Source organism: Streptomyces sp. NPDC004732, assembly GCF_040609235.1.
In the GTDB taxonomy this organism is placed as follows: domain Bacteria; phylum Actinomycetota; class Actinomycetes; order Streptomycetales; family Streptomycetaceae; genus Streptomyces.
Genome location: NZ_JBEXJR010000005.1, coordinates 452,295 through 468,592, shown reverse-complemented (window position 1 = coordinate 468,592; position 16,298 = coordinate 452,295). Strand labels below are relative to the sequence as shown.

General features: G+C 71.3%; 16 protein-coding genes. 9 read left to right on the top strand and 7 right to left on the bottom strand.

Annotated features, from left to right (window positions below):
- Positions 1–35 precede the first annotated feature (35 nt).
- From ABZV77_RS17525 to ABZV77_RS17510, 4 genes are all read left to right on the top strand, one after another.
- Positions 36–644 (top strand): CDP-alcohol phosphatidyltransferase family protein, encoded by a 609-nt coding sequence (locus ABZV77_RS17525; protein WP_356257028.1) that lies wholly within the window; start codon positions 36–38, stop codon positions 642–644.
- Entirely contained in the window at positions 641–1,513 is an 873-nt protein-coding gene (locus ABZV77_RS17520) for a phosphatidate cytidylyltransferase (protein WP_356257025.1), read from the top strand. Before ABZV77_RS17525 ends, ABZV77_RS17520 begins: the two co-directional genes overlap by 4 nt.
- A 71-nt stretch (positions 1,514–1,584) precedes the next feature.
- Positions 1,585–2,736, top strand: coding sequence for a lysophospholipid acyltransferase family protein (locus ABZV77_RS17515; protein WP_356257022.1), 1,152 nt, complete (start codon positions 1,585–1,587; stop codon positions 2,734–2,736).
- Positions 2,737–2,791: 55 nt separating this feature from the next.
- The gene (locus ABZV77_RS17510) at positions 2,792–3,502 is read left to right on the top strand and encodes a nitroreductase family protein (RefSeq protein WP_356257019.1); all 711 of its coding nucleotides are present in this window, start codon (positions 2,792–2,794) and stop codon (positions 3,500–3,502) included.
- Here the strand turns inward: ABZV77_RS17510 and ABZV77_RS17505 are convergent.
- Positions 3,481–4,599: an alkene reductase gene (locus ABZV77_RS17505; RefSeq protein WP_356257017.1), complete on the bottom strand. Its 1,119-nt coding sequence runs from the start codon at positions 4,597–4,599 to the stop codon at positions 3,481–3,483. The genes ABZV77_RS17510 and ABZV77_RS17505 overlap by 22 nt on opposite strands.
- A 56-nt stretch (positions 4,600–4,655) precedes the next feature.
- Between ABZV77_RS17505 and ABZV77_RS17500 the strand changes: the two genes are divergently transcribed.
- Both ABZV77_RS17500 and bla read left to right on the top strand, forming a co-directional pair.
- Positions 4,656–5,039, top strand: a complete 384-nt coding sequence (locus ABZV77_RS17500) for a MerR family transcriptional regulator (RefSeq protein ID WP_356257014.1) — start codon at positions 4,656–4,658, stop codon at positions 5,037–5,039.
- Positions 5,036–5,953 (top strand): class A beta-lactamase, encoded by a 918-nt coding sequence (gene bla / locus ABZV77_RS17495; protein WP_356257011.1) that lies wholly within the window; start codon positions 5,036–5,038, stop codon positions 5,951–5,953. The genes ABZV77_RS17500 and bla overlap by 4 nt, the downstream gene beginning before the upstream one ends.
- An 83-nt stretch (positions 5,954–6,036) precedes the next feature.
- Here bla and pruA read toward each other — a convergent pair whose 3' ends face one another.
- Together pruA and ABZV77_RS17485 are read right to left on the bottom strand one after the other, a co-directional pair.
- Complete coding sequence (gene pruA / locus ABZV77_RS17490; protein WP_356257008.1) at positions 6,037–7,668, bottom strand: L-glutamate gamma-semialdehyde dehydrogenase; 1,632 nt, start codon at positions 7,666–7,668, stop codon at positions 6,037–6,039.
- A 40-nt stretch (positions 7,669–7,708) separates the two neighbouring features.
- The gene (locus ABZV77_RS17485) at positions 7,709–8,635 is read right to left on the bottom strand and encodes a proline dehydrogenase family protein (RefSeq protein ID WP_356257005.1); all 927 of its coding nucleotides are present in this window, start codon (positions 8,633–8,635) and stop codon (positions 7,709–7,711) included.
- 201 nt (positions 8,636–8,836) lie between these two features.
- Between ABZV77_RS17485 and ABZV77_RS17480 the strand changes: the two genes are divergently transcribed.
- Together ABZV77_RS17480 and ABZV77_RS17475 are read left to right on the top strand one after the other, a co-directional pair.
- Positions 8,837–9,997, top strand: coding sequence for a helix-turn-helix domain-containing protein (locus ABZV77_RS17480; protein ID WP_356257002.1), 1,161 nt, complete (start codon positions 8,837–8,839; stop codon positions 9,995–9,997).
- Positions 9,998–10,094: 97 nt separating this feature from the next.
- Entirely contained in the window at positions 10,095–10,445 is a 351-nt protein-coding gene (locus ABZV77_RS17475; RefSeq protein WP_356256999.1) for a hypothetical protein, read from the top strand.
- A gap of 43 nt (positions 10,446–10,488) precedes the next feature.
- Here the strand turns inward: ABZV77_RS17475 and ABZV77_RS17470 are convergent, their stop codons facing one another.
- On the bottom strand, positions 10,489–11,073 hold the full coding sequence (locus tag ABZV77_RS17470) for a TetR/AcrR family transcriptional regulator (RefSeq protein ID WP_356256996.1): 585 nt from the start codon (positions 11,071–11,073) through the stop codon (positions 10,489–10,491).
- Positions 11,074–11,157: 84 nt separating this feature from the next.
- Between ABZV77_RS17470 and ABZV77_RS17465 the strand changes: the two genes are divergently transcribed.
- Positions 11,158–12,693: an MFS transporter gene (locus tag ABZV77_RS17465; RefSeq protein ID WP_356256993.1), complete on the top strand. Its 1,536-nt coding sequence runs from the start codon at positions 11,158–11,160 to the stop codon at positions 12,691–12,693.
- 132 nt (positions 12,694–12,825) lie between these two features.
- On the opposite strand, the gene serA is transcribed toward ABZV77_RS17465, so the two are convergent.
- From serA to ilvN, 3 genes are all read right to left on the bottom strand, one after another.
- On the bottom strand, positions 12,826–14,430 hold the full coding sequence (gene serA / locus ABZV77_RS17460) for a phosphoglycerate dehydrogenase (protein ID WP_356256990.1): 1,605 nt from the start codon (positions 14,428–14,430) through the stop codon (positions 12,826–12,828).
- Positions 14,431–14,654: 224 nt separating this feature from the next.
- Positions 14,655–15,656 (bottom strand): ketol-acid reductoisomerase, encoded by a 1,002-nt coding sequence (ilvC, locus tag ABZV77_RS17455; RefSeq protein ID WP_356256987.1) that lies wholly within the window; start codon positions 15,654–15,656, stop codon positions 14,655–14,657.
- Between the two features lie 93 nt (positions 15,657–15,749).
- Positions 15,750–16,277, bottom strand: coding sequence for an acetolactate synthase small subunit (gene ilvN / locus ABZV77_RS17450; protein ID WP_055700890.1), 528 nt, complete (start codon positions 16,275–16,277; stop codon positions 15,750–15,752).
- Positions 16,278–16,298 lie beyond the last annotated feature (21 nt).

Sequence of the window (16,298 nt, the reverse complement as noted above, 5' to 3'; positions counted from 1 at the left end):
TTTGCCCGCGGCCCGCCGACGGCAGAGTCACTGCCATGAACGGCCTCTACGCTCTCAAGCCCTGGTACGCGGACAAATTGTCCGGCGTGCGTGCGGCGCTCGTCCGTCGCGAGGTGTCGCCCGACACCCTCACGCTGGCGGGCGTCGTGTGCGCGGCGGGCGCCGCCGCCGCACTCGCCGGGCTGCCCTTCGGGTTCTCGGCGCCGCTGGTGGCGCTGCTCCTCGCCGCGCGCCTGGCCTTCGCCAACCTCGACGGCGCGCTGGCCCGTGACACCGGCCGCACGACGCGCAGGGGCGCGCTCCTCAACGAACTGGGCGACCGGGCGGCCGACTTGATCGTCCTCGCGGGCTTCCTGCCGCTGGCCCCGCTGTGGCTGGTGGCGACGGCGGGCCTCGCCGCGACGCTGCCGTCCTGGGTGTCGCTCGCGGGCGCGGCGGCTGGCGCGGGGCGCCTGAACGGCGGCCCGGTCGGCAAGACGGAGCGGTGTGCGCTGGTCGTGGTGGCGGCGGCGTCCGGGTGGACGGTACCGGTCCTCGCGGTGCTCGCGGCGGGCTCCGCACTGACGGCGGGCCTGCGTCTGGCACGGCTGTGGCGCGAGCTCGACGGCGCGGAGGGCCCGGTCGGGCTGGGCGGTGCGCGATGAGTGTGGCCTTTGTTGCGGGGGAAGCGGGGATGGCTGCCGGGCGGGCCGTGCCGGTCGTGGCCGGGGTGCTCGGGGTGGGTGGGGTCGCCGTCGCGGCGCTGCCCTCGCGGGTGCGGATGCGGGCGGAGCTGCGCAAGCGGTGGCGGACCTGGGCGCTTGCCGCGCCCCTCTTCCTCGGGGCGTTCTTCGTGGGGCGGGCGGGGGCGTTCGCGCTCGCGGCCGGGCTCGGGGTGATCGCGGTCGGCGAGTACGCACGGATGGCCGCGCTGCCCCGCGGTGAGCGTGCGGTGCTCGGCGGCGCCGCGGTGGCCGTGCCCGGCGCCGCGTGGGCCGCGCCGGGCGCCCTCGACCTGCGGGCGGCCGGTGCGCTCCTGATCGCCGCCGCCGCGGTCGCGCTCTTCTCCGGAGACGCCGGAGGAGGCTTCACGCGCGCGTGCCGCACGGTGTTCGGGCTCCTGTGGATCCCCCTCTCGCTGAGCGGCCTCGTCCTGCTCGGTGACACGGCGGTCGCGGTGGGCGTCGCGGTGGCGTTCGGCGACGTGGGCGCGTGGTGCGGCGGCACGGCGCTCGGCCGCAAGGGTCCGCTCGCCCGCCCGCTGTCCCCTCTCTCCCCCAACAAGACCTGGGCCGGAGTCGCGGGAGCCGCCGCCGCGACGGCCGCCGCGCTGGCCGCGGTCGGCGCGTTCACCCCCGTCCTCTGGGCCGCCGTGCTCGTCGGCTGTGTCCTCGGCGACCTCCTGGAGTCGATGGTCAAGCGCGAGGCGGGCGTGAAGGACGCGGGGAGCTGGCTGCCGGGGTTCGGCGGCCTGCTCGACCGGATCGATTCGTTGCTGGTGGCGCTGTTGCTGACGATGGTGGTGACGTTGTGAGGACGGCGAGTCTCCGCTCGACGAATGCAGCCCTTCCGGCGTTTGCGGAACGGGGTCCGGGGCGGAGCCCCGTGGCAGCGCTCCTCCGCCGCGCCCTGTGGTGGACCCTGCTCACGCTCACCGGCGGCGTGGAACGCCGCGGCCGCCTGCCGCACGGCGGCTGCGTGGTCGTCGCCAACCACTCCTCGCACGCGGACACCGCCGCCCTGCTTGCCGCGCTGGACGCCCGGCACTCCCCCGCGATCGGCGCGGCCGCCGACTACTGGTTCGCCTCGCCGTGGCGGCGCCGGATCTGCAGCCGCCTCGCCGCGGGCTTCCCGGTGCGCCGCACGGGCGGCGGCATGGACGACCTCCTGACCAGGGCCGACGGGCTGCGCGCGGGCCGCGCCGTGGTCCTCTTCCCCGAGGGCACCCGTGGGCGGGACGGGGAGCTGGGGTCGTTCCACCGCGGCGCCCTCGTCCTCGCGGAGCACGCGGGCGTCCCGGTCGTGCCGGTGGCCATCGCGGGCACGGACCGGCTGCTGCCCAAGCACGGCAGGCTCCGCCCCGCCCTGGTCCGCGTCGCGGTCGGCGCGCCGCTGCCCGCATCGGCCACCCCGGAGCAGGCCCGCGACGCGGTGGCGGCGCTGCACCGGCGTACGACGGAGGAGCCCTTGGCGGACTCGGCGGCGCGCAAACGGATCGCCGCGGTCGCCGGTTCCCGCCGGGGGCTGCTCGTCGGCTTCCTCTGGTCGTGCGCGGAGGCGCTGAGCTGGCCGCTGATGCCGGAGCTGTTCCTCGCGATCGCGTGCGTCGCGGTGCCGCGCCGGGCCTTGAAGCTGTCGCTCGCGGCGCTCGCTGGCAGCCTGGCCGGTGGCCTGCTCGCCCTCCAACTGGCAGCCGCGGGCGTGCAGTTGCCGCACCCGCTGACGACGGACCGGATGCGCGCCGAGGTACGGCAGGAGCTTGCCGTCGAATCGGCGGCGGCCGTCCGCCACCAGCCCTGGAACGGCATCCCCTTCAAGGTGTATGCACGCGAGGCGGGCCGCGCCGACGTCGCCCCGTCCGACTGGCTGGCCCACTCGGCCCTCTCCCGCGGCTCCCGCACCCTCACGGTCGGCCTCGCCTTCGGCGCCTTCGGCTTCCTCGCCCACCGCCTGCGGCGCCGCTACGCCCTGTACCTCGCCCTGCTCGGCGCCGGTTTCACCGCGGGCCTCACCCTGATCGTGACCGGCTGGAGCTGATCGCAATTGGTCTGCACCATGGCGCGGACGCCGTCCCCCGCAGCAGAATCGGACCATGTCTGATGACACCGAGCAGCAGCGAGAGTGGACCCCCATCCACGGCGAGCCCTACAGCTCCGTCCCGTACCGCCCCGACCGGATGCCCCCGGCCGAATCCCTTGCGCACTCAGCCGAGTTGAGGGACCGGATGCAGGAACGCCGGACGGTGCGCCAGTTCGCTTCCGACCCCGTGCCCCCGCAGGTCGTGCGGGACGCCATCGCGTGCGCGGCGACGGCACCGTCCGGCGCGCACCAGCAGCCGTGGACGTTCGTCCTCGTCCAGGACCCGGAGATCCGCCGCCGTATCCGTGAGGCCGCCGAGCACGAGGAGCAGATCTCGTACGACGGCCGCCTCGGCGAGGAGTGGCTCGCGGCCCTGCGCCCCCTCGGCACGGACGAGGTGAAGCCGCACCTGACGGACGCACCCGCCCTGATCGTCGTCTTCCAGCAGCGGTACTGGCTGGGCGAGGACGGCACCAAGCACAAGCACTACTACGTCGACGAATCGGTCGGCATCGCGGTGGGGATGCTGCTGTCCGCCCTGCACCTGTCGGGCCTCGCCGCGCTGATCCACACGCCGAGCCCGATGCGGTTCCTGCAGCAGGTGCTCGGCCGCCCGGAGAACGAGAAGGCGTTCGCGGTGATCCCCGTGGGGTATCCGGCGCCGGACTGCCGGGTCCCCGACCTCGTACGGAAATCGCTCGATCAGGTGCTCGTGGAGGTCTGAGCGGACACCAGCTCCCGCGCCAGGAAAGGGTAGTCGGTGTAGCCCCGCGCGCCGTTGGTGTAGAGGTGGGCCGCGTCGATCTCCTGGAGCGGCGCGCCCACCGCGAGGCGTGCGGGCAGGTCGGGGTTGGAGATGAACCCGCGCCCGTACGACACGAGGTCGGCGAGGCCGGACGCGAGGACGGCCTCGCCCGCCTCACGTGTCGTCGGGTCGCCGTTCTCGCCGACGTTGCCGATGAGGATGCCGTGCCAGCGCGGCCGCAGGTCGGCAAGGGCCGGATAGCGGTCGTTGTCGGTGAGGTGGAGGTAGGCGAGGCCGAGCCCGTCGATCTCGTCGAGCAGCGCGCGGTAGACGGGGCCGGGGTCGGCCTCCGCCATGCCGAACTGCGGGTTGCCCGGCGAGAGCCGGAGACCGAGGCGTGCGGCGCCGATGGCGTCGGCGACGGCGTGGACGACCTCGACGGCGAAACGGATGCGGTCGGCGACGGAGCCCCTGCCGTACTCGTCGTCGCGGAGGTTGGTGTTGTCCGCGAGGAACTGGTGGATCAAGTAGCTGTTGGCGCCGTGCAGTTCGACGCCGTCGAACCCGGCCGCGACGGCGTTGCGGGCGGCGTCCGCGAAGTCCTGGACCGCCGTGCGGATGTCGTCACGGGTCATCTCGCGCGGCGCGACGTAGTCGGGCTTGGTGCCGTCCGGGCCGTGCGCGTGGCCGGGCGGGGTCACGGCGGAGGGCGCGAGCGGCAGGTCGCCGTCGATGCGGGCCAGCGGGTGGCCGTTGCGGCCGCCGTGCATGAGCTGCGCGTAGATCGTGCCGCCCGCGGCGTGCACGGCATCGGTGACCCGCCGCCACCCCGCTATGTGGGCGGCGGTCTGCAGCCCGGGGTAGCGCCAGCCGCTCTGGCCACGGCTGCTGGGCCAGATGCCCTCGGTGACGATGAGTCCCGCGCCCGCCCGCTGGGCGTAGTGGTCGGCGACGACCGGCAGCGGCGTGCCGTCCTCCGCGGCGCGGGCGCGGGTCATGGGAGCCATCACCATGCGGTTGGCGAGGAGGCCGATGGGGCCTGCGGAATAGGGCGCGAGAAGATCGGTGTTCGTCATGCAGGAACGGTAGAAGCTGACACCGGTGTGAGTTTCAAGTCCGAAGGAGCACGGGCATGAGGATCGGCGAGCTGGCGAAGCGTACCGCTGTGAGCGTGCGGTCCCTGCGCTACTACGAGGAGCAGGGCCTGCTGTACGCGGACCGCACCCCGGGCGGTCACCGCGACTACCCGGACTTCGCGGTGGACCGGGTCGTCCACATCCAGGAGCTGTTCGCGGCGGGCCTGTGCAGCGCGAAGATCTACCAACTGCTGCCGTGCATGCGGGACAAGGACGGCGGTCCTTCCGCCTCCGCCACGCCCTGGCTGGTGGACGAGCTGACCGAGGAGCGGGCCAGGATCGACCGCCAGGTCGCGGAGTTGCTGCGGGCCCGCGACGTCCTGGACGAGGTGATCACGGCGGCGTCCAGGAACCCGCTGCCGGTACCGTCGGGATCATGACGTTATCCGCATCCCGTCGAACGGTCCTCGGCACCGCGGCCGCGACCCCCGTGCTCCTCTCGGTCTCCGGCACCGCGAGCGCACAGGCCTCCGCCGCCTCGGCTACCGCCACCGGCACCTCCCCCGAGACCCTGCGCCGCCTGCGCGCCCTCGAAGACGGCTATCCCGGCCGCATCGGCGTGCACGCCCTGCACACCGGGACCGGCGCCGTGGTCGCCTACCGCGCGGACGAACGCTTCGCCATCGCCTCGACGTTCAAGGTCCTGGCCGCCGCGGCGATCCTGCGCCGGGCGCGGGAGCGGGAGCCGGGGCTGCTCGACGTACTGATCAGGTACGGGCACGACGACCTCGTCGAGCACTCGCCGCGCACCGAGATGCACCTCGAAACCGGCATGACCGTAAGGGAGTTGTGCGACGCGACCATCACGTACAGCGACAACGCGGCCGCCAATCTGCTGATGCGGCGCATCGGCGGGCCCTCCGGCATCACTGAGTTCGCCCGCTCGATCGGCGACTCCCGCACCCGCCTGGACCGGTGGGAGACCGACCTCAACACCAACATCCCCGGCGACCGGCGGGACACGACGACCCCGGCGTCGATGACGGCGAACCTGCGGGCGCTCGTCCTCGGCAAGGCGCTCCACCCGCTCGACCGCGGCCAGCTCACCCGCTGGCTCCTGGAGAACACCACCGGCGACAAGCGGATCAGGGCCGGGGTCCCGAAGGGGTGGCGGGTCGGCGACAAGACGGGGTCCCCTGCTTACGGCGGGGTCAATGACGTCGCCGTCGCCTGGCCGCCGAAGCGGGCGCCCCTGGTCATCTCCGTCTACACGACCCGCCTCGACCCGGACACCCCGGGCGAGGACCGGATCGCGGAGGACATCACCCGCATCGCCGTCGACGCCCTCGGCTGACCCCGGAAACGACACCGCCTCCGATCGGGGTGGGGCCCAGATCGGAGGCGGGGTTCAGGAGGGCCGTGCGGCCCTGGGGGGCGTCAGCCCATGTGCGGGTAGCCGTACTCGGTCGGCGGGACCAGCGTCTCCTTGATGGCGCGGGTCAGCGTCCACCGCTGGAGGTTCTGCGGGGCACCGGCCTTGTCGTTGGTGCCGGAGGCGCGGCCGCCGCCGAAGGGCTGCTGGCCGACGACGGCGCCGGTCGACTTGTCGTTGATGTAGAAGTTGCCCGCGGCGTAGCGGAGCTTCTCCATCGTGTACGCGGCGGCGGCGCGGTCACCGGAGATGACCGAGCCGGTGAGCGCGTAGTCCGACGCCGACTCCATCTGGGTCAGCATCTCGTCGTACTTGTCGTCCTCATAGACGTGCACGGCGAGGAACGGGCCGAAGTACTCCGTCGAGAAGACCTCGTTGGCCGGGTCGGTGCACTCGACGACGGTCGGGCGCACGAAGTAGCCGACCGAGTCGTCGTAGGTGCCGCCCGCGACGATCGTGCAGGAGTCGTCGGCCTTGGCGCGGTCGATGGCCGCCTTGTTCTTGGCGAACGCGCGCTCGTCGATGACGGCGCCGATGAAGTTCGACAGGTCGGTGACGTCACCCATCTTGATGCCGTCGACCTCGGCCGCGAACTCCTCCTTGAACCCGGAGTTCCAGATGGAGGCCGGGACGTAGGCGCGCGAGGTCGCGGAGCACTTCTGGCCCTGGAACTCGAAGGAGCCGCGGGTCAGCGCGGTCTTCAGGATCGCGCGGTCGGCGCTCGGGTGCGCGACGACGAAGTCCTTGCCGCCGGTCTCGCCGACCAGGCGCGGGTAGGTGCGGTACTTCGCGATGTTCTCGCCGACCGTCTTCCACAGGTGCTGGAAGGTCGGGGTCGAGCCGGTGAAGTGGATGCCCGCGAGGTCACGGTGGTGCAGGGCGACCTCGGAGACCGCGATGCCGTCACCGGTGACGAGGTTGATGACGCCCTTGGGCAGGCCCGCCTCCTCCAGGAGCTGCATGAGCAGCACGGCGGCGTGCGTCTGCGTCGGGGACGGCTTCCACACGACCACGTTGCCCATCAGGGCCGGGGCGGTCGGCAGGTTGCCCGCGATGGCGGTGAAGTTGAACGGCGTGATCGCGTAGACGAAGCCCTCGAGCGGGCGGTGGTCCAGACGGTTCCAGACGCCGGTGGAGTTCGCCGGGGGCTGCTCGGCGAGCAGGTCACGGGCGTACTTCACGTTGAAGCGCCAGAAGTCGACGAGCTCACAGGGAGTGTCGATCTCGGCCTGCTGGGCGGTCTTCGACTGGCCGAGCATCGTGGAGGCGGCCAGCGTCTCGCGCCACGTCGTGGAGAGCAGCTCGGCGGCGCGCAGGATGATCGCGGCACGGTCGTCGAAGGACATCGCGCGCCACGCGGGGGCGGCGGCCAGGGCGGCGTCGACCGCGTCCTGGGCGTCCTGCTCGGTGGCGCCGCGGCCGGTGCCGATGACGGCCTTGTGGTTGTGCGGCTGCACGACCTGGAAGGGCTCGCCGCCACCGAGGCGCTTGACGCCGCCGATGGTCATCGGCAGCTCGATGGGGTTCTCGGAGAGTTCCTTGAGCTTGGTCTCGAGGCGGGCACGCTCCGGGGAACCGGGTGCGTAGCCGTGCACCGGCTCGTTGACCGGCGCGGGGACCTGGGTCACAGCGTCCATGAGTTCCGTATCTCCTTAAGGGGGGTCGGGGGAAGGGAGCTCAGCCCTTGGTGAGGATGGAGCGGCCGAAGAAGAGGAGGTTCGCCGGCTTCTCCGCGAGACGGCGCATGAAGTAGCCGTACCAGTCGGTGCCGTAGGCGGTGTACACCCGCATCCGGTGGCCCTCCGCGGCGAGCCGCAGGTGCTCGTCGCTGCGGATGCCGTAGAGCATCTGGAATTCGTACTCGTCCAGTTTGCGCCCCGCGCGCCGCGCGAGCTCCTGCGCGATGGAGATCAGGCGCGGGTCGTGGGACCCGATCATCGGGTACCCGTCGCCCTCCATCAGGATGCGCACGATCCGGACGTACGCCTTGTCGATCTCCGCCTTGTCCTGGAACGCGACCTCGGCGGGCTCCTTGTAGGCGCCCTTCACGATGCGTACGCGGCTGCCCGCGGCGGCCAGGCGGCGGGCGTCGTCCTCGGTGCGGAAGAGGTAGGACTGGATGACGCAGCCGGTCTGCGGGAAGTCCTTCCGCAGCTCCTCGTGGATGGCGAACATCGAGTCGAGGGTGGTGTGGTCCTCGGCGTCCAGGGTGACCGTGGTGCCGATGGCCGCGGCGGCCTCGACGACGGGGCGCACATTGCTCAGCGCGAGCTCGTGGCCGCCCTCAAGGGCCTGGCCGAACATCGACAGCTTCACGGACATCTCGGCCTTGGTCCCGAGCCCGAGGTCCTTCAGGCGCTCGATGAGCTCCAGGTAGGCGTCGCGGGCCGCGTGGGACTGCTCGACGGTGGTGATGTCCTCGCCCACCACGTCGAGGGTGACCTCCAGGCCCTTGTCGGCGGCGTCGGCGACGATCGGGACGACCTGGTCGACCCCCTCACCGGCGATGAACCGGGCGACGACCTGCTTGGTGCCGGGGGCCGCCGAGACGAAACGGCGCATCTTGTCGCTGCGGGACGCGGCGAGGATCACGGGACCCAGCACGGGGCACCTCCACGGGTGTACGAAATCGGGGGCCATACCGACATAGCCCTATGCGGAGGGAATACGGCGGTACGGCACGGAGAACCACCGTGAAATTTAAGGATCCACCCGAACAGGAGCCATCGACAGCTGTCACGCATCCGTGCCCTGGATCTCAGACAAATGTCTGAAGAATGTCCAGGGCCGCGCGAGAATGGGGTCATGAAGGGCGATTACCAAGAACTGGTCGATGAGATCTCGGCGCTGCTCGGCGCCCCCGCGACCCTGGAGAACCGGGATTTCGAGCTGATCGCCTTCGGCGCGCACGACGGCGGGGGCGACAGCGGCTTCGACGCGACCGTCCTCGACCCGGTCAGGACCCGGTCGATCCTGACCCGCCGGTCCACCTCCGAGGTCCGCTCCTGGTTTGAGAGCTTCGGCATCACGCGCGCCACGGCCCCGGTCCGCATCCCGCCCACCCCGGAGGCGGGCGTCCACCGCGGCCGCATCTGCCTGCCCGTGCGCCACCGGGGCTTCGCCCTCGGGTACGTGTGGCTGCTCGACGGCGACCCGGGACCGAGCGAGCAGCAGCTGACCGCCGCCATGGAGGTGGCCACCCGGATCGGCGCGCTGCTCGCCGACGAGGCGCAGGCGGGCGCCGACCTGACCCGGGAGTTCCGGGCGGTCCTGACGGCCGAGCGCGGCTGGCAGCGCGACATGGCGGTGGCGGCCCTGCGCACGGCCCTCGGCTCGCGCGGCGACGGCCTGCACGCCGTGGTGTGCGTGGCCCCCTGGCGCTCCGCGGACCCGGACGACGCCCCGGCGGCCCGTACGGTGCCGGGCGCGACGGCGGTGTGCACGGTGCCGTGGGGCACGACCGCGCAGTCCCTGGCGGCGCTGGTGCGGCTGCGCTCGGCCGACGCGCTGGCGCCCGCACACACGGCGGCGTCGCGCCTGCTGGACGCGGCGCCGGGTGCGGCGGCCGGTATCGCGGGTGCCCGGCACGGCCTGGAGGACCTGGGCGCGGCCTGGTGGGAGGCGTCGGGGGCGGCGCGCGCGGCGCTCGCCGAGCGGCGCTTCGGCCCGGTGGCACAGTGGTCGGACGTGGGCCCCTACCGGCTGCTGACCACCCTGCCCCCGGAGGCGGCGCACGACCCCGTGGGCAGACAGCTCCTCGCCCCCGCCCACCGCGAACTGGCCCGCACCGCCGAGGTGTTCCTCGACTGCGCGGGCCAGGCGGGCCGCGCGGCGGCCGAGTTGGGCATCCACCGCCAGACGCTCTACTACCGGCTGTCGCGCGTGGAGCAGCTCACCGGCCTCGATCTGGACGACGGCGAGGACCGGCTGCTGCTGCACATGGTCCTGAAGTCGTCACGACTGTAAGGGCCGGGCAACGAACGATTACGGCCATGATCGTGGGGCGGTACGGTTCTCGTCGTCCGAACATCCGTCCCCCCACCCATGGGAGAACGAACACCTTATGAAGTTCAGGGTATTGGCCCCCGCGGTCGCCTTCTCCGCCCTCGCGCTCGTCGGCACCACCGTCGCCACGAGCGGCACCGCCGTCGCCGCGTCGAACAAGGACTGTTCCCGCGTCATCACCAACGTCCCCGCCAAGGAGACCGTAAAGATCCGCACCCACGCCAAGACCGGGGCGACCGCCGTCGGCCAGTGGAACAAGAAGAAGAAGGGCGGCCTCTGCAACGACGGCAAGTCCTTCAAGGGTGGGTCGTACAACCTGTGCGGCAAGAAGAGCAACAAGTGGCTGTACGGCGGCCCGTACAGCAGCAACAAGCGCGGCTGGGTCCCCGCCGCCTGCATCAAGTGGTAGTAACCACCACTGCCCTGAGGCCGGTCCGTACCGCGGGCCGGCCTCAGCCGTTCTTGGCCGCCCGGTCCATCACGCGCCGCAGCCCCTCGGTGAGTTGCTCGGCGGTCGTCGCGGAGTCCGGGTCGAAGAGCCACTGCACCATCAGGCCGTTGAGGAGCGTGGTGTAGAAGCGGCCCTCGCTCTCCACGAGGTCCTCGGGGAGCTCGCTCTCCTCGATGCCGGTGAACAGCGCCGCGAGACCGGCGGTCCCCTCCTTCTGGGCGTCGATCAGCAACTCCCGGATGCCCGCGAGGCGTTCGCCCTGCGTGATGACCTCCAGCGTCATCATCCAGATGGGCCGCATCTCGGGCACCGAGCGGATGATGTTGCCCCACACCCGCGCGAAGCGCTCCATGCCGCCCTCGTCGGCGTCCGCTTCGGTCCGCACCCCCTCGAAGTCGGTCCCCAGCGGCTCGACGAGTGCGATGTACGCCTCCACCAGCAGCGCGTCCTTGGACCCGTAGTGGTAGCCGATGGACCCGAGGTTCGTCCCCGACTCCTTGACGATGTCGCGGGCCGTCGTACGCACGAACCCCTTCGCCAGCAGACAGCGCTTGGCGCCTTCGAGCAGATCTTCACGGTGTCCCATGCGAGGCACCTTACGCCGACCCCATACGCACGTCCTACACGTCCGTACTAGACAACCGTATAAGACGCCCGTACAGTCCTCGCCATGCAGACGAACCCGCGCGCCACCCGCAAGGAATGGACCGCCTTCGCCGTCCTGATGCTCCCGCTGCTCCTGGTCTCGATGGACGTCTCCGTCCTCTACTTCGCGATCCCGGAGATCACCGCGGACCTGAAGCCCAGCGGCACCCAACAGCTGTGGATCTTCGACATCTACGCCTTCGTCCTCGCCGGACTGCTGATGACGATGGGCTCGGTGGGCGACCGCATCGGCCGCCGCAGGCTGCTCCTGCTCGGCGCCACCGCCTTCGGCGCCGCATCGCTCGTCGCCGCGTACGCGAACAGCGCGGAAACCCTCATCGCGGCCCGCGCGGTCCTCGGCATCGGCGGCGCGACCCTGATGCCGTCCACGCTGGCGCTCGTGCGCACCCTGTTCCGCGACGCCGGACAGCGGGCGAAGGCGATCGGCATCTGGCAGGGCGTGCTCGTGGCCGGAATCGCCCTCGGCTCGGTGCTCAGCGGCGTCCTCGTCGAATACTTCTGGTGGGGCTCGGTCTTCCTGGTCAACCTGCCCGCGATGGTGCTGCTCCTGGTCCTCGCGCCGCTGCTGATCCCGGAGTCCAGGGACCCGCGCCCCGGCCGCTTCGACCTGCTGAGCGTGCCGCTGTCGATGGCCGCCGTGCTGCCGCTCGTGTGGGGCCTCAAGGAGATGCCGTCCGAGGGCGTCGAACTCCCCTATGTCGCGTCCGTCGCCGTCGGCCTCGTCTTCGCCGCCCTCTTCGTGCTCCGCCAGCGCACCGCCGCGTCACCGATGATCTCGCCGGACCTGTTCCGCGGCCGCGGCCGCGCCTTCGGCGCCGCCGTCTCGCTGAACCTCATCTCCTCGCTGGCGATGATGGGTTCGGCGTACTTCACCACGCAGTATCTGCAGTCCGTGCTCGGCAAGAGCGCGATGGAGGCCGCGCTGTGGGCGCTGCTGCCCTCGGTCCTCATCGGTTTCGCCGCCCCCGTCGCCACGGCGCTCGTGCAGCGCGGCATGGACCGCGCCCACGTCGTCGCCACCGGCTTCGCCGTCTCCGCCTGCGGCTTCGGCCTGCTCGCCCTGACCAGCACGTCATCGCTCTGGCTCGTGCTCGCCGGGGCGGGCGTGCTGGCCTGCGGCGCGGTCATCGTCGGCTCGCAACTCACCGACCTGGCGCTCGGCGCGGCCCCGGCGGAGAAGGCGGGCACGGCGGCCTCGCTCCTGGAGACGGGGCAGGAGTTCGGCGGCGCGATGGGCATGGCGCTGCTCGGCTCCATCGGCAACACGATCTACCAGAACCGGATCCCGGACACGGCTCCGGCCGAGGCCCGCGAGACCCTGGCGGGCGCGGTGGCGACGGCCTCCCACCTCCCCACCCGCACGGGCGACGCCCTCCTGGCCACGGCCAGGGAGGCCTTCACCACCGGCATGCACGCCGCGGCCGTGACGGGAGCGGTCCTGCTGCTCGCGGCGGCGGGGCTGGCGGCGGTGGCGCTGCGCAGGGTGCGGGTACGGGAAGAGGCGCCCGAGGCGGCCGATTCCGAGCGCGTGCCGGCGTAGGGGTCCCACACGCACGAGCGCCGGACGGGCTGGAGTATCCAGCCCGTCCGGCGCTTGGTGTTCAAGCCCGTCCGGCGTTTGAGGACGAACTCGGCGAAGCCGGTGATCTACGGCAACCGGAGCCGCGGAGTACTAGTCGGTGAGGTCGACCGCACGCGCGGACTCCGCACCGATCTCCTCGGAGAGCTCGTTCAGCACGGCCTGCGACACCGTGTCGTCCACGGTGAGAACGGCCAGCGCCTCCCCGCCCACGTCAGCACGAGCGACCTGCATGCCCGCGATGTTGATGCCCGCCTCGCCGAGGACACGGCCGACCGTGCCGACGACGCCCGGACGGTCGGCGTAGCGCAGGACGACCATGTGGTCGGCGAGCGCCAGGTCCACGTCGTACTCACCGATGGAGACGATCTTCTGGAGGTGCTTGGGCCCGGCCAGCGTGCCGGAGACCGCGATCTCCTCGCCGCCGGAGAGCGTGCCGCGCACGGTGACCACGTTGCGGTGGTCCGGCGACTCGGAGCTCGTGGTGAGGCGGACCTCGACGCCGCGCTCCTGGGCGAACAGCGGCGCGTTCACGTACGACACGGTCTCGTCGACGACGTCCTCGAACACGCCCTTCAGCGCGGACAGTTCGAGCACCTTCACGTCGTGCTGGGTGATCTCGCCGTACACCTCGACGTCGAGGCGGGCCGCGACCTCCTGGGCGAGCGCGGTGAAGATCCGGCCGAGCTTCTCGGCGAGCGGCAGGCCGGGACGGACGTCCTCGGCGATGACGCCGCCCTGCACGTTCACCGCGTCCGGCACGAGCTCACCGGCGAGGGCGAGGCGCACCGACTTGGCGACGGCGATGCCCGCCTTCTCCTGCGCCTCGTCCGTGGAGGCGCCGAGGTGCGGGGTGCAGACGACCTGGTCGAACTGAAAGAGCGGGGAGTCCGTGCAGGGCTCCTTCGCGTACACATCCAGACCGGCGCCCGCGACGCGGCCCTCCTTGAGGGCGGAGTGCAGCGCCTCCTCGTCGACGATCCCGCCGCGCGCGGCGTTCACGATGCGGACGGTCGGCTTGACCTTGTGCAACGCCTCGTCGCCGATGAGACCGAGGGTCTCCGGCGTCTTGGGGAGGTGCACGGTGATGAAGTCCGAGACCTCGAGCAGCTCGTCGAGGGACAGCACCTTCACACCCATCTGGGCGGCGCGCGCGGGCTGCACATACGGATCGTAGGCCACGACCTTCATGCCGAAGGCGCTCATGCGCTGGGCGACGAGGGCACCGATACGGCCGAGGCCGACGACGCCGAGGGTCTTCTCGGCCAGCTCGACGCCCGTGTACTTGGAGCGCTTCCACTCGCTGTTCTTCAGGGCGGTGTTGGCCTGGGGGATGTTGCGCGCGGTGGCCAGGAGCAGGCCGCAGGCGAGCTCGGCGGCCGTGACGATGTTCGAGGTCGGGGCGTTCACGACCATCACGCCTGCCTTGGTGGCGGCGGACACGTCGACGTTGTCCAGACCGACGCCCGCGCGGGCGACGACCTTCAGCTTCTTGGCGGCGGCGATGGCCTCGGCGTCGACCTTGGTCGCGGAGCGCACCAGGATCGCGTCGACGTCGGCGATCGCGGGCAGCAGCTCGGCACGGTCCCCGCCGTTGCACTGGCGGATCTCGAAGTCCGGGCCCAGAGCGTCGACGGTGGCGGGCGACAGCTCTTCAGCGATGAGTACGACGGGTTTGCCGGTGGCAGCAGTGCTCACGTGAGTCCTCACAAGTCCCTTGCGGACGGCCGTCCCGACGGCCGCAGGCGGAGTCGCTTAGCCGCGTGGAAGACGCACGACGCTGTGGGCCCGACGCGAATGTTGAACAGAAGTGTAGTGGCGCCGCGGAGGTCGTCGTGCGCCTCGATGGAAGGATCACTCGTCCGTGGCTGGACACGTTGGACAAGGGTCGGGGCAGCTGCCCCGACCCTTGTCCTCCCGACTTACGCGTCGTCGTCGTTGACCCAGCTCATGAGCTTGCGCAGCTCCTTGCCCGTGGTCTCCAGGAGGTGGTTCTCGTCCTGGGTCTTGTACTCGTTGTACTTCTTCAGACCGCCGTGGTACTCGTCCATCCAGTTCTTGGCGAAGGTGCCGTCCTGGATCTCGGTGAGGACCTTCTTCATCTCGGCCTTGGTGGCGTCCGTGATGATGCGCGGGCCGGTGACGTAGTCGCCCCACTCGGCGGTCTCGGAGATCGACCAGCGCATCTTCTCCAGGCCGCCCTCGTACATGAGGTCGACGATGAGCTTCAGCTCGTGGAGGCACTCGAAGTACGCGATCTCCGGCTGGTAACCCGCCTCGGTCAGCGTCTCGAAGCCCGCCTTGACCAGCGCCGCGGTGCCACCGCAGAGCACGGCCTGCTCGCCGAACAGGTCGGTCTCGGTCTCCTCGGTGAAGGTCGTCTTGATGACGCCCGCACGCGTGCCGCCGATGCCCTTGGCGTACGAGAGCGCCAGCGCGAAGCCCTTGCCGGTCGCGTCCTGCTCGACGGCCGCGATACACGGAACGCCGCGGCCCTCCTCGTACTGGCGGCGGACCAGGTGGCCCGGGCCCTTCGGGGCGACCATGCAGACGTCGACGCCCTCGGGGGCCTTGATGAAGCCGAAGCGGATGTTCAGGCCGTGGCCAAAGAACAGCGCGTCGCCGTCCTTGAGGTTGTCCTTGATGGACTCCTCGTAGACCTGGGCCTGGATCGGGTCCGGCACCAGGATCATGATGACGTCGGCCTCGGCCGCCGCCTCGGACGGGGTGACCACGCGCAGGCCCTGCTCCTCGGCCTTCGCCTTGGACTTGGAGCCCTCGTGCAGACCGACGCGGACGTCGACACCCGAGTCACGGAGCGACAGCGCGTGGGCGTGGCCCTGGCTGCCGTAACCGATGACCGCGACCTTGCGGCCCTGGATGATGGACAGGTCGGCATCGTCGTCGTAGAACAGCTCGGCCACTGGGAATCTCCTATGTGTGCTGGTGTTGCGTCCCACCGTACGGCGGGCGGGGGAAGGGAAGTCTGCCGGTCTCGCTATGCGGGCCGGTTGTCGCTATGCGGTCCGGTCGAGGGCCCGCAGGCTGCGGTCCGTGATGGAGCGGGAGCCCCGGCCGATGGCGATCGTGCCGGACTGGACGAGCTCCTTGATGCCGAACGGCTCCAGCATCTTGAGCATGGCCTCCAGCTTGTCGCTGCTGCCGGTCGCCTCGATGGTGACGGCCTCCGGGGAGACGTCCACGGTCTTGGCGCGGAACAGCTGGACGATCTCGACGATCTGGGAGCGGGTCTCGTTGTCCGCTCGGACCTTCGCGAGGACGAGCTCGCGGGCCACCGCGGCGCCCGGCTCCAGTTCGACGATCTTCAGGACGTTGACGAGCTTGTTGAGCTGCTTCGTGACCTGTTCGAGCGGCAGGTCCTCGACGTTCACGACGATGGTGATGCGCGAGATGTCGGGGTGCTCGGTGACGCCCACGGCGAGCGAGTCGATGTTGAAGCCGCGGCGGGAGAACAGTGCGGCGATCCGGGCGAGGATGCCGGGGGTGTTCTCGACCAGGACGGAGAGCGTGTGCTTGGTGGACATGACTCTTGGTCTCTCTTTCGC